Source organism: Acrocarpospora sp. B8E8, from assembly GCF_039871605.1.
GTDB lineage: Bacteria > Actinomycetota > Actinomycetes > Streptosporangiales > Streptosporangiaceae > Acrocarpospora > Acrocarpospora macrocephala.
On record NZ_JBDPLV010000058.1, the window covers coordinates 22,582 to 35,815 of the forward strand.

11 protein-coding genes are annotated in these 13,234 nt (G+C 64.7%); 3 read left to right on the top strand and 8 right to left on the bottom strand.

Annotated features, from left to right (window positions below; translation table 11 throughout):
• The first annotated feature begins 336 nt into the window (after positions 1–336).
• Positions 337–516 (top strand): hypothetical protein, encoded by a 180-nt coding sequence (locus ABGB08_RS39845; protein ID WP_155361076.1) that lies wholly within the window; start codon positions 337–339, stop codon positions 514–516.
• A gap of 144 nt (positions 517–660) precedes the next feature.
• On the opposite strand, the gene ABGB08_RS39850 is transcribed toward ABGB08_RS39845, so the two are convergent.
• A complete protein-coding gene (locus ABGB08_RS39850; protein WP_347601591.1) occupies positions 661–2,619 on the bottom strand; it encodes a phospholipase C, phosphocholine-specific in 1,959 nt (652 codons plus the stop codon).
• An 88-nt stretch (positions 2,620–2,707) separates the two neighbouring features.
• On the bottom strand, positions 2,708–3,340 hold the full coding sequence (locus ABGB08_RS39855; RefSeq protein WP_347601593.1) for a class I SAM-dependent methyltransferase: 633 nt from the start codon (positions 3,338–3,340) through the stop codon (positions 2,708–2,710).
• A 25-nt stretch (positions 3,341–3,365) separates the two neighbouring features.
• Here ABGB08_RS39855 and ABGB08_RS39860 point away from each other — a divergent pair, with 25 nt between their 5' ends.
• Positions 3,366–3,794, top strand: a complete 429-nt coding sequence (locus ABGB08_RS39860; RefSeq protein WP_347601595.1) for a MerR family transcriptional regulator — start codon at positions 3,366–3,368, stop codon at positions 3,792–3,794.
• Here ABGB08_RS39860 and ABGB08_RS39865 read toward each other — a convergent pair.
• Both ABGB08_RS39865 and ABGB08_RS39870 read right to left on the bottom strand, forming a co-directional pair.
• Entirely contained in the window at positions 3,785–4,552 is a 768-nt protein-coding gene (locus tag ABGB08_RS39865; protein ID WP_347601597.1) for an SDR family oxidoreductase, read from the bottom strand. The genes ABGB08_RS39860 and ABGB08_RS39865 overlap by 10 nt on opposite strands.
• A 4-nt stretch (positions 4,553–4,556) precedes the next feature.
• Complete coding sequence (locus ABGB08_RS39870; protein WP_347601599.1) at positions 4,557–5,468, bottom strand: RNA polymerase sigma-70 factor; 912 nt, start codon at positions 5,466–5,468, stop codon at positions 4,557–4,559.
• Positions 5,469–5,494: 26 nt separating this feature from the next.
• Between ABGB08_RS39870 and ABGB08_RS39875 the strand changes: the two genes are divergently transcribed.
• A complete protein-coding gene (locus ABGB08_RS39875) occupies positions 5,495–5,929 on the top strand; it encodes a YbjN domain-containing protein (RefSeq protein WP_155348673.1) in 435 nt (144 codons plus the stop codon).
• Here the strand turns inward: ABGB08_RS39875 and ABGB08_RS39880 are convergent.
• The 4 genes from ABGB08_RS39880 to ABGB08_RS39895 form a co-directional block, all read right to left on the bottom strand.
• On the bottom strand, positions 5,898–6,707 hold the full coding sequence (locus ABGB08_RS39880) for an MBL fold metallo-hydrolase (RefSeq protein WP_347601601.1): 810 nt from the start codon (positions 6,705–6,707) through the stop codon (positions 5,898–5,900). The genes ABGB08_RS39875 and ABGB08_RS39880 overlap by 32 nt on opposite strands.
• A gap of 58 nt (positions 6,708–6,765) precedes the next feature.
• Positions 6,766–7,200 carry a PIN domain-containing protein gene (locus ABGB08_RS39885; protein WP_347601603.1) on the bottom strand — a complete coding sequence of 145 codons (435 nt, stop codon included), beginning with the start codon at positions 7,198–7,200 and terminating at the stop codon, positions 6,766–6,768.
• On the bottom strand, positions 7,182–7,628 hold the full coding sequence (locus tag ABGB08_RS39890) for a hypothetical protein (RefSeq protein WP_347601605.1): 447 nt from the start codon (positions 7,626–7,628) through the stop codon (positions 7,182–7,184). Before ABGB08_RS39890 ends, ABGB08_RS39885 begins: the two co-directional genes overlap by 19 nt.
• Positions 7,629–7,926: 298 nt before the next feature.
• Complete coding sequence (locus ABGB08_RS39895; protein WP_347601607.1) at positions 7,927–13,074, bottom strand: LAGLIDADG family homing endonuclease; 5,148 nt, start codon at positions 13,072–13,074, stop codon at positions 7,927–7,929.
• Positions 13,075–13,234 lie beyond the last annotated feature (160 nt).

Below are 13,234 nucleotides of genomic sequence, written 5' to 3' on the forward strand. Positions count from 1 at the left end.
AACCAGACCGGCAGGCGCTGTCAACCAGTTGCGACCGGCAACCGTCCTCTTCAAGCAACGGTCAAACTCTGCAAGTAAAAAACAAGGGGACGGCAAACACGAAGGCGCATAGTCTGCTCAAGTCACCGGAAGGAGGGCGATCATCATGGCCATTCAAGGACGCCGCCGACGAATCCGCATTCCCAAGTCACGGATGCGACGCAAGGTGGCCGACCTCGACCTCCGTTCCCCCTCCGGTCGCCTGCTGCCGTTCTAGGCGCTTTACAGCAGTTTTATGCCATCATCTGTAGAAATTTCATGTTAGGTAACGAAATCATCACGTCCGGGGGGATAGCGATGCTCAAGGTGGTGCCACCACTCGCCAAAGTGAGAGACATCCGGTCTGCCCTACGCCGGCGGCCCAGCGCCAGACTCACGACCACCATCCACGACACCAAGGTCATCCATCTCCACACGTACCGGCACGCCAAGATCATCCACTTCCCCGAGCGCCACGACCCCACAACAGTGGCCTGACGTCAGTGGCCTGACGTGGCATGACCCCGCCCCCCTTCGAGCGCGCTTTCCGACGAATCGGGGGTTGATCCCGGTCCCGGCATAAGCACGGCCAAGTCGGAGCTCGTCCGATGAGTGCGTGCGCCGCGGGTGTTCGCGCCACCTTCATTCGGTGATGATTCCGGGATCGCTCATGCTCGGCTGGCCGTTTTCCACGTGTCCGGCCACGCGGCGGATGAAGGTCGGATCGGTGTCCGATGTGACCGTCAGGTCGTACCAGCCGTGGGTTGTAGCGAGCGGCGTCGTGTGCGTGATGCTGGCACCCGGCTTCAGCGGGTATGTCGCTGGGGTCGCGACGCCGTAGGTGTCGGTGATCGTGAGCGCACAGGGGGTGTCGCCGTTCATGAGGGTGAGTTCGAGCGTCTCGTCGCAGTGGACGCTGATCTCGGCCTGACCCGGAATCCCTCCGAAGGTGCGGAGGAAACCGTTGGGCCCGTAGACCGACAGCTCAACCTGAGGCCACGCGCTTGAGAGTGTCTTGCCGGATTCGACGGTATACGTCCATGGGCCGCCTTCGCCTGTCACGTAGAACGTCGCTCCTGCCTCGCCTCGGTTCTCGAACTCGATCACGAAGGAGCCGTCATCGGAAGTCCGTCCCTCGACGCGCAGATCGTAAGGAAGCGCGCGGGCGGGCCGTAATCCTGGCTCTTGCTTGGGCAGTGCGGGATCGGCGGGCAGCGGCGTCACGTGATCGGCGTGACGTTTCCGGTCCTGGGGGGCCATACCGCTGGTGTCGGGGAGCGCCGCGGGGGCCACGTCGGTCCAGGTGAAGTCGAACGCCGAGGTGAGGTCGCCGCACACGGCACGCCGCCACGGCGAGATGCCCGGTTCGTGCACCCCGAAGCGCGCCTCCATGAACCGGATGATCGACGTCAGATCGAACACCTCGGAACACACCCAGCCGCCCTTGCTCCACGGCGACACCACGATCATCGGAACCCGCTGACCCAGACCGTAGGGCCCGTTCAGGAAGTCCCCGCCCCCCGTATGGATCTCGCCGGTGACATCCACCGTGGAGCCCCCCTGCTCGGGAGACCCCGCCGGGTAAGGCGGAACGACATGATCGAAGAACCCGTCGTTCTCGTCGTACGTGACGAGCAGCACGGTCTTGCTCCACACCTCCGGGTTGGCCGTCAGCGCGTCCAGCGTCTGCGCGATATACCAGGCACCGTAGTTCGCCGGCCAGTTCGGATGCTCGCTGTACGCCTCCGGCGCGGCCAGCCACGAGACCTGAGGCAGCCGCCCGCTGAGCACATCCGCCTTGAATATGTCGAACAGCCCATCCCCGGCCTTGGCATTGGTCCCGGTACGCGCCTTCTCGTAGAGCGGCTCACCAGGCCGCGCGTCCCGAAAGGAGTTGAAGAACAGCAGGCTGTTGCTGCCGTAGTTGCCGATATAGGGCGCATGGTCGGTCCAGCCCCAGTTACCCGCCGCGTCCAGCCCATCCCCGATGTCCTGATAAATCTTCCACGAGATCCCGGCCCGCTCCAGCCGCTCGGGATAGGTCGTCCACCCGTAGCCAAGCTGATCGTTCCGCAACACCGGACCGCCGCCCGCTCCATCGTTCCCGGTGTGCCCGGTCCACATGTAGAAACGGTTCGGGTCGGTGGGCCCGAGCACCGAGCAGTGGAACGCGTCGCACAAGGTGAACGCATCAGCCAGCGCGTAATGGAAGGGAATGTCCTCACGCGTGAGGTACGCCATGGTCCCCGCGGTCTTCGCCGGGATCCATCGATCGTATTTCCCCTGGTTGAACGCTTCGTGCCCGCTGTTCCACTCGTGGTCCAGATCCTCCAGGAACCTCCCGCCGAGCGGCCTCCCCTCAGGCCGGAAGGGCAGCACGTCCCGCGTACCGTCGGACTGATACCAGACCGGCTTCCCACTCGGCAGCACGACCGGCCGAGGATCACCAAACCCCCGAACCCCGCGAAGCACACCAAAATACTGATCAAAAGATCGGTTCTCCTGCATCAGCACAACAATGTGCTCAACATCCTGAAGAGTTCCGGTATGGCTCTCGGGGGCTATGGCGGCGGCACGCGCGATGCTGTCCGACAACTGCATGGGGGATTTCCTTTGCCGTGGTAAGCGCTGATCAAGAAGCAGCTTAGCGACGGCATTTGTCAGGACAAAGCCCCATCTTCACCCAACTTCAGCGAGTCGCGCGGAAAACGGTCGACCCACGAAGCTCGTGACGATCCACCTTGCTGAACAAGCTGCTCAGAGCGTCATAAACGCGGAACAGCATGGGTTCGGGCAGGCGCAGACGGCGAGTTATCCGAGACGGCCGAGTCCCGCCATGCCAGGCGATCACCAGGTACGCGCCCGGCTTGAGAACCCGGTCGAGTTCCCGCAACCCCGCCTCCAGATCAGGCCAGAGCGCGACATTGTTCACGCTGACCACCGCGTCGAAGTAGTCATCAGGAAAGCCGGTGGCGTCAGCCGTACCAAGACGGAGATCCACACGCCCGGCCCTGGACTTCCTGCGATTGCGAGCAGTGGCCAGGATCCGCATTTCTGGCGAAGGATCCACACCGTAGACGGTTCCGGCACGAGCGAGCAGCGCGACAAGCCTCCCAGGCCCGTAACCCACTTCGAGCACGCGATCATCGCAACCATTCGCGACCAGAGCGGCGATCTCCCGCTGCGGATTGGTGAGACTCATCACCCGCCCCGCCCAGCGCCCTCGACGCCCCTCCGGGAAAGCGAAAGGTGAACTGACAGGGCCTTCGACGGCCCATGAACGTAGTTGCCTCATTTCCATGCCTTCAGGCTGGTAGTTCAAGCCGACTTGAAGTCAAGATGTGAAGATGAACCTCATTTCCATCGGCGAAGCCGCCCGGCTGCTCCGGATCAACACCTCCGCTCTGCGGTACTACGAGGAGATCGGCCTGGTTCACCCAGCCGCACGCGTCGGTGGACGCCGCACCTACGGGCGGACCGAACTGCGACGACTGGCGTTCGTCCAGATGGCCCAGGAGCTGGGTTTCAGCCTGGACGTGATCGCCGAGGTGCTCGACCAGCCCGGCGAGCGCTGGCGCCAGGCCATCGACAGCCAGATCGCCCGCCTGGAACTCCTGATCGAGAAAGCCCGCCGCACCCAGGACTTCCTCCTACACGCCCGCGAGTGCACCACCCCCAACCCGGTCCAGAAATGTACGACACTCGCCGGCGTCCTGGACCGCCGCGTGGACAACGGCCTCACCCTCGACGAAATCGCCGAGGTACATCACCCGTAGCCCTTCGTCGGCCCGCCGGGCTTCACCGTGGCCGCCAGGAACTCCGCGAACGTGATCTTCCCGGTCTTGTGCTCCGGCGCCAGGTGTATCCCCGCGCGATAAGCGGCGGCCGTCTTCCCCGGCACCCAGATGGGAACCAGGATCCGCCTCCGCCCCGAAGCCCGCAGATAGATGTTGACCATCTCCCGCAACGGAAGCACCTCAGGCCCGCCCATATCAGGCACGCGCCCCACCGGCGCCCCCAGCGCCAGCTCGACCAGCCGATCGGCCACCTCACCGGTGTCGACCGGCTGCACGCTCCACCCCGCAGGAACCGGCGCCACCGCCATCCGCGTCATCCCCTGGATCAGGAACCGCGCGAAATCATGGAACTGCGTCGCCCGCAAGATCGTGTACGGCAGCCCGGACGCCCCGATCATCTGCTCGACCTGGTACTTCTCCTGGTAATACCAGAACGGATGCCGATCGACCCCCACTATCGAGATGTAGACCAGGTGCGTCCCCGGCGCCGCCGCCTCGATCAGATGGCGGGTGCTTTCGAGATCCGCGCCCTTGGTCCTCGGATCACTGGCCAGGTGCAGGATCGTACCCACCCCCGCCACGGCCTCGGCCACGCCCTCGCCCGTGGTCAGATTCCCCTGGTACGCCCCCGGCTTGCGGCTCAGCACCCGCACCTCGCGAGTCCCGTCCTTCAGCCGATCGACCACCTCACGCCCGAGGGCGCCGGTGCCACCGGTGACAAGTATCGATTCGTTCATGACCCTAAGAACCGGTCAGCCGCTCGGGATGTGACAGGTTCTGGGAATTCAGTTGCCGTGCGACATACCGGAGTTTGTCGGGATTGAGGACCGAACGCAGAACGAAGATCCGCTCTCCGTCCGTTTCGAACGCTGCCACTAACACAACCCTTCCCCCGACCCTCGCAACCAACCCTGACTCACCGTTGACCTCGGCAAACGTCAGCTCGGCATGGACGGAGGCCTTTCCTGTCACGCCCACCACGTAGCGCGCCACCTTGGCGGGTCCGAGCACCGCCCGCAGGGCCGCGCTCACCTGCCCGCCCCCGTCCGACCAGGCTGTCACGTCGGCCGCCAGGACCCGCTCCAGCGCGGCCAGGTCGCCGTCGTTGGCGGCCGTCAGGAATCGTTCCACGATCGACCGCCGCCGCGCCGCCGGGGCCTCGAACCTGCGCCGTTCCCCCAACCGGCGCTGGGCTCGGCCGTGGAGCTGGCGGCAGTTGGCCTCCGACAGGTCGAGCACGGCGGAGATCTCGCGGTAGCCGTACGAGAAGGCTTCGCGCAGCACGAAGACGGCGCGTTCCGCGGGCGTCAGCCGTTCCAGCAGGAGGAGGAACGCCATCGACACCGATTCGCGGAGCAGGGCGGTTTCGGCGGGCGGGTCCGGGTCGGTGAGGATGGGTTCCGGCAGCCATGGGCCGACATAGTGCTCGCGGCGGGCACGCGCGGAAGTGAGACGGTTGAGACACATGTTGGTGACCACTCGGGCCAGCCATGCCCCCGGCGCCTGGATCGCCTCTCGCGTCGCACCGTTCCATCGCAGGTAGGCGTCCTGAACGACGTCCTCCGCCTCGGTCGCGGACCCCAGCATCCGGTAGGCCAAGGCGAACATTCTCGACCGGTGTTCCTCGAACTCCGCGCCAGGGTCGTCAAACACGAGCCTCAGTCTGTCAGGATGGAGGGGTGAGCCCATCCCCGGCCGTGGTCCAGCCCGACCAGGAACTGATCATCGAGATTCTCAACGAGCTCGATATCGAGTTCACTTTCGACTCAGACGGCGACCTCGCCATCTCCACCGACGCGCTCACGGTCTTTTTCCTGTTCGGCGCGGAAGGTGACCTCTTTACCATTCGCACCTTCTATGACCGGCACTACTCGATCGACGAGAAGCCCTTGCTGCTGACCGCCCTGAACGAGTGGAACACCGACACCATGTGGCCGAAGGTTTACGCCTTCACCCCCGACAACGGCATCATCCGCGTCATCGGCGACGCCCAGCTCTACATCGGCGCCGGCGTCACCCGCGAACACCTCACCACGATCGTCGCCCATTGGGTCCGCTTCGCCATAAAGTTCCACCGCTGGCTCAGCGACCGCCTCTCGTTCGAGGTCGACTGAGCGCCTCGGACGTGAACTCCGCAGGATACGGCGACCTCTCGATCGCCTGTTCGGTGGTGATTCGTCCTTCCTGGAACAATCGGCAGAGTTCCGCGACCTGAGCGATCTCTTCCCGTTGCGTCCTGGCGAAGTCGGCGGTGACCGGATCTCCGTGGCCGGGGACGAGGGTCGTGGGCTTGAGCGCGAGCACACGATCCAGCGCTTCCGGCCAGACATCGGGAAACGCGTCGCCGAACGCGGGCGGAGCGCCTTGCTCCAGCAGGTCTCCCGCGAACAGCACGTGCGCGTCGGGAACATGGATTACCAGATCGTGCTCTGTGTGTGCGGGCCCCGGATGGATGAGCCGAACTATTCGCCCACCCAGATCGACGTCACCTTCCGGCGCGGACCTGGGGAGAACGATTCGCGTGCGCCCTATTTGATCGGCTATTTCCGGCTTGTTCTCTTTTCGGTAGCGAGTAACCCATTCCTGCCGCTGCCGCTCACCCGTCTCCTCCAGCTCACGGCGGCAGGCCGGATGTGCCCACACCTCATCCGACTGAAAGGCCGCAGTACCGAAAGCGTGATCGAAATGCGCATGCGTCAGCACCACCGCCCACGGCAACTCAGTCAGCTCCCTGATCGCCCCCGCGAAAGCGGCCCCCTGAACCTCATCACCCCCGGTGTCCACCACCAGACAGCACCGCTCACCGACAACCAGCCCCAGCGAAAGATCCAGCTCAGCATGCCGCCGAACCCAGATCCCCTCTCCCACCTCGACCCACCATGCCTCAGCCACCCGGAGATTCTAGGCTGGCAGGTACGGCGAAGGCGGGCCCGCCGATCTGGTTCTGCTGTCATACGTGCATGACAACGACTCGCTGCTCTTTGGCGCAGCCATGGTCCTCGGTGAGCTGGTTCATGTCATCAGGGTCGCTGGTGAGAAGGATGACCGGCCGCGGCAAGTCCAGCGCGGTCGCGGCGACCACCGCGTCTATCGCGCAGCGATGACCTGACAGCCCTGCCGCTCCGAGTAACTCTCCGGCGCGACGGGCGATTTCTTCGGTGACCGGCACCTTGACCACTCGTGCCAGCACCCGGTGCACGAGAGCATCGCGCGCCCCACCGCGCAGCACTTCCGTAAGGGTGATCGCACTGACCACGACCCTCGCACCGCGATTGCGCGCGACTTCCTGGTAGGCACGTACCCGCGGATCACCGGACGCGAGCTTGGACAAACCTTCACTGTCGAGAACGAGCGTGCCACCCGTGGCTAGACGGCGTCCGGCCACGCCGCCTCCGCTTCTGCCAGGAATTCCTCGGGAATAGGCCCGTGATCGGCTTCAAGCAAGGCGGAGAGTTCAGCCAGCAGGTCAAGTTCCAGTTGCCGGGTCACAGCGGCGGTCACGTACTGGCTGAACTCGCCGCGCCCCACACGCCGCTGAACAGCCGAAGTCAGCCCCTCGGGCATGGAAACGCTCACCTTACGAGCCCGGGCACCACGTCCAGGATGCACGCTCTGAGCGGCCGGGGAATCCTCAACATGCTTCACGCTGTCCTGGAATGCCGGAGACGCCTTGACATCGTGCAGAAACGAGAGCACGGCGGCAAGATCAGCTGCGTCAAGACGCTCTCCCAGCTCTTGATAGAGCCGCGCGCCTGCAAGCTGATGACCTCGGAGATTGTCCTCCGGACTCGGTTCGATCGGCTGAGCACTCACAGCATGATGCTACCACCGGTAGCAACATAATCTCGATGTTCGTCTCATCGCTCCAGATAGTCGCCGAGGGGAACACCGCTGGACCAGAGCTGCTCTTGGCCGATGGCGCTGCGGACGAAGTCAGGGTCAGCCATGCGGAACCCACTCAGCTGTTGCGCCGACCCCACCGTCGGGGCGGGAGGCGCTAACGCCAAACGCATCAAGGGGAGCCGACCGAAGTCGGCTCCCCCTTTCGACCTGGACTTTCAATGACAGCCGATCAGGTCGAATGATGCATCGGATGCGATTCCGCGCGGTGTTAGCTGCAGCCGCTGGTGCTGCCGCAGCCCTCGCAGACGTAGCAGCTGCCGGCGGGGCGCATCTTGGTGCCGCAGGTCATGCAGAGGGGGGCGTCGGCGGTGCGGCCCTGGTGGCTTTCCAGAGAGTCGACCTTGGAGCGGGTCGGGGTGGGGAGGGCGGTGGGGCGTGGGGTGGGCTTCTCCTCGATGGGGGCGGATTGGGCCAGGGCGGCGGTGTCGACGGAGTCGGTCAGGGTGGTGGGGTCTTCGCCGCGTTGCTGGGCTGAGCGTTCGGCGGCGGAGAAGATACCCAGGGCGGCCCGGTCCTCGTACGGCAGGTAGTCCAGGGCCAGGCGGCGGAAGATGTAGTCCATCACGGACTGGGCCATGCGGACGTCGGGGTCGTCGGTCATGCCGGCGGGCTCGAAGCGCATGTTGACGAACTTCTGGGCGTAGGTCTCCAGCGGAACGCCGTACTGCAGGCCGATGGAGATCGCAACCGAGAAGGCGTCCATGACGCCAGCCAGGGTGGAACCCTGCTTGGACATCTTCAGGAAGACCTCGCCGAGGCCGTCCTCGGGGTAGGAGGAGGCTGTCATGTAGCCCTTGGCGCCGCCGACCGTGAAGCGGGTGGTCAGGCTGGGACGCTGGGCGGGCATGCGGCGGCGGGTCGGGCGCGGGACCTCGATGACCTTGACCTCGGGTTCCGCTGTCGCCTCGTCGGCCTTCTTGCCGGCGACCGAGAGCGGCTGGCCGACCTTGCAGTTGTCGCGGTAGACGGCCAGCGCCTTCAGGCCGAGCTTCCAGCCCTCCAGATAGACCTGCTCGATGTCGTCCACCGAGGCGGATTCCGGCAGGTTGACGGTCTTGGAGATGGCGCCCGAGAGGAACGGCTGGGTGGCGGCCATCATCCGGACGTGACCCATCGGGGCGATGGCGCGCTCGCCCATCGCGCAGTCGAAGACCTCGTAGTGCTCCGGCCGCAGCCCGGGGGCGTCCACCACGTGGCTGTTCTCGGCGATGTACTCGACGATCGCCTCGACCTGCTCCTGCTGGTAGCCGAGCTGCCGCAGCGCCCGCGGGATCGTCTGGTTGACAATCTGCATGGAGCCACCGCCGACCAGCTTCTTGAACTTGACCAGAGCCAGGTCAGGCTCGATGCCGGTGGTGTCGCAGTCCATCATCAGGCCGATGGTGTTGTGGCTCACCATGCCGTTCGCGACGTAGGTGACGTTTTCCGGAACCGACAGATCGTATGTCGGCTGCACACCGCCGTCCTCATTGACGGACACGGTCTCGAAGGCGTAGTCGAGCACCTTCTTGGCCGACCGTCCCGGCTCCAGGAGAGCCAGCAGCTTCGCTTTCCGCTCGCCGATGAACCCGATGATCTCGTCGTAGTTCAACGCGTGGTCCACATTGCGGAGCCGGACCTGGAAGATGTCGCCACCGAAACCGGAAACCGTCTTTCTGGTGGTGGTGACGAATCCCAGCGAGAGGAGCAGCGTACGGATCTCATCGGCGAAGGGCTCGGAAGCCGTCGAGACGCTCGGCACGCCTTCGAGCACGGTGCCGTCGGCCTCGAACAGGCCGCGAAGGAACGCCGCATAGATGACGGCGTCGTTCGTCTCGAGAATGGCCGAGGGCACGCGAGGGGTCCATCCCTTGCCGCTGTGGTCAAGCCCCGGCAGATCCTTGGCGAATCCGGACGCCTGCCACCAGCGGGCCAGCCGTACGGACTGAAGCGTGACCTCGTGGTACCCCTCTTGCTGGGTGACCACCGGCTCCAGGTTGAACAGTTCCTTGGAGATGATCCGCAGCCGATCGAGCACGTCGAGGTCTGTGTCCGCGACGCAGAGGCGGATCCCCTTGGCGTGCAGGCTGCCATCGCCCATGAAGTAGCCGACCAGTTCCGCCAGGTCCTCCGTCACCGCGTCGGGAACCCGCACGGCGCGGTCTCCGGCGTAGTACGCCTGATCGAGCACCGGAAGCACCACCGGCCGCGGCTCGCCGACCAGGGTCCGAGTCTGCAGCGGCAGCACATCGCCCTCGGCGATGTCGGCGAGACGCTTCCACACCCACTCGCCGCTGTCCTGATCGACAACCTTGACCCGGTGCGTCAGCGTGCCCTGGATCTTGTATCCGCCCGCCGTGCGGATCAGCCGCGTCGGCTCCTCACCGTTGACGAAGAACTTCGTCGCCTGGCGGGGCCCCTCGTCCGTTGACACCGTCATGGTCAGGTCCTGCCAGCGGTCGCCGTACACATCGCCGATCTCCGCCAGCCGCACGAGACCGCGGTCCGTCGTGATCAGGGTGTCGCCCGTCAGGCAGCCGGTGGGTGCGAGTAGCGAGGCCTGCGCGTTCCGGTAGCCGTGTTTGTCGCCCAGTTTGAGGCAGTCGGCCCACTGCTTGCTGGCCTCGGTGTGGATGGCCCGGTCCATCGCGCCGACCGTGCGGAGGTCGTCGTTGGCGGCGGAGTGCTTGCGCATGACCCGCTTGTGCGGCTCGGCGTTCCGCTGGTACCCGTCGTACGGCCCGACGATTCCGGCCAGTTCGGCGGAGCGGCGGTAGGAGGCGCCGGTCATCAGCGAGGTGATAGCCCCGGCGATGGCCCGGCCGCCGTCGGAGTCGTACGCGTGGCCGGTGGCCATCAGCAGCGCGCCCAGGTTGGCGTAGCCGATGCCGAGCTGCCGGTACGCCCGGGTGGTTTCGGCGATCTTCTCGGTCGGGAAGTCGGCGAAGGTGATCGAGATGTCCATCGCGGTGATGATCAGCTCGGTCAGCTTGACGAAGTTCGGGATGTCGAAGGTGTCGTCATCCTTGAGGAACTTGAGCAGGTTGATCGAGGCCAGGTTGCACGAGGAGTTGTCCAGGTGGACGTATTCGGAGCAGTTTGCGACCACTACTCCACTCACGATGTACGAGTGATTCCTCGGCTCGGTGAGGTTATACGTGGTTTCGAATCCCTTGGATTCGCGAGAGACCATCCGGACGCTGTGGGCTTTTTTGTAGTAGCCGGTCGTGTCGATCAGGTCAACCAAGCGTTCCTGCTTGCTCGGGACGCTGAACCCGATCAGCGCGGCGAACTCCCTGATTGAGCTGGCCGTGATTCGCAGGTCGTAGGAAGGGCCGTCCGATCCATACGTCACCTCGCTGCCATCTTTACGGGTGTAGTGGAAAGACTCCTTCTTCGTTCCGATGGTGTAGATCCGACTCCCGATGGCCAGTGATGCGAGAAGCTCCTGAACGCCGAGCAGCAGTTCATTTGATCGGCTACCCAGGCCCACGTAACGGGTTCCGTTGGATGACTGATTCACAACACAGCCATCCGCGTCGAACAGCCCCTGGAGGAAGGCGATCAGAACTTCTTCTGGGGCTTCCCACACCGCGGCAGGAACGACCTTCTCTGCTGAACGCCCGGTAGAGACGCCGAGAGCCGCGAAGAAATCATGGAGCGCGGCACCGGCGGGGCGAAGCTGCTTGGTCCCGTTGGACTGGTCGCTCACCTTGTACTCGAATCCGGTGAGCCGCTTGAGCAGCGCACCGTGCTTGGGAAGGATCTCCTCCTGCTCCTCCGCCGGACCATAGACCGTCACCGTGGCGGACGCCGTGAGACACCCGTCACCCACGAGCCAGCCAAGGTAGTGACCAAGATCCTCATCCCATTTCGTCGGCAGATTCATGTCCCGCCTGGATGTGGCCGCGCGCGCGGCCGAGAGAGCATGGGCGGGAATACTCCACGAAGCCATGGAACGGGGCGCATACTGAACAGACCTGGCGACCCGATCATCAGCCTGCAGCTCATCTGCGCGAACATATCCGCGATTCGTGGTCCAGAGACGGTGGTTCGGGGTGCAGCGCAGGCGCGATCCATCCGTGAAGCGCAGCTCGATGATCTCGTTCGTCCCGGTCACCATGTAACGCGTGGGTGAGGTCGCCACGACCTGATCCTGGGGATCTTCCTCAGAGGTCACATCGTTGGTGTAGACGGAAAAGCTCTCACCTGTGGCGGCGCGCGCCACAAGCTCGCCGATGGGAACCAGCCCCTTGTCGGTCACGACACGCTGATCAGCGGGGAAGCACGGGTTGGACGCCGTGATCCGACCGGTTTCGGGACAGGTGTGCCAGTCGTTGATCGTGTCGTCGTACTGCACGCCGGGGTCGGCGCACTCCCAGGCGGCCTGCGCCATCTTGCGGAAGAGGGAGCGGGCCTCCACCTTCTCCAAGACCTCGCCGGTCAGCCGGGCTCGCAGGCCGAACTGCTCGCCGTTCTCCACCGCGCGCATGAACTCGTCGGAGACCCGGACCGAGTTGTTGGCGTTCTGGTACTGCACGGAGACGATGTCCTTGCCGCCCAGGTCCATGTCGAAACCGGCGTCGCGGAGGGCGCGGATCTTGTCCTCTTCGCGGGCCTTGGTCTCGATGAATTCCTCGATGTCGGGGTGGTCGACGTCCAGAACCACCATCTTGGCGGCGCGGCGGGTGGCGCCGCCGGACTTGATGGTGCCGGCCGAGGCGTCGGCGCCGCGCATGAACGAGACCGGGCCGCTGGCGGTGCCGCCGCTGGAGAGCAACTCCTTGGAGGACCGGATCCGGGACAGGTTGACCCCTGACCCGGAGCCGCCCTTGAAGATCACGCCCTCTTCCTTGTACCAGTCGAGGATGGACTCCATCTGGTCGTCGACGGCCAAGATAAAGCACGCTGAAACTTGCTGCGGCGACAGTGTGCCGACGTTGAACCAGACCGGGGAGTTGAAGCTGAACAGCTGGTGGACCAGCGCGTGCTTCAGTTCGTGGTCGAAGATCTCGGCGTCTTCCTCGGTGGCGAAGTAGCCGTGCTCGATGCCGGTGCGGGTGTAGACCCCGACCACCCTGTCGACCAGGGCCTTGAGGCTCCACTCCCGTTGGGGGGTGCCCACAGCGCCGCGGAAGTACTTCGTGGTGACGATGTTGGCGGAGTTCACGGACCAGAACTCGGGGAACTCGACCCCGCGCTGCTCGAAGTTGATCGAACCGTCCCGCCAGTTCGTCATGACGACGTCACGGCGCTCCCACGTGATCTGGTCGTACGGATGGGTGCCCGCCGTGGTGAAGATGCGCTTCATCTTCAGGCCCTTGGCGCGCGTCCGCTTGCCCCCGCGTGTGGATGTGCCGTTGACGGTCTCCGTCATGACTCCCCCTTCCAGGGCCTTCGCCCCTCGTGTTTCAACCCGTTTGTCTTCAATGCGTCGCTTGTCTTTGGACAGAAAGTCTTGATCTTTGCAGAGTCGAATCCGCCGCCTGCGAGATTGCGTTTCTGTAGTCCAGATCAGCCAATTCTGGTTAAGCCCG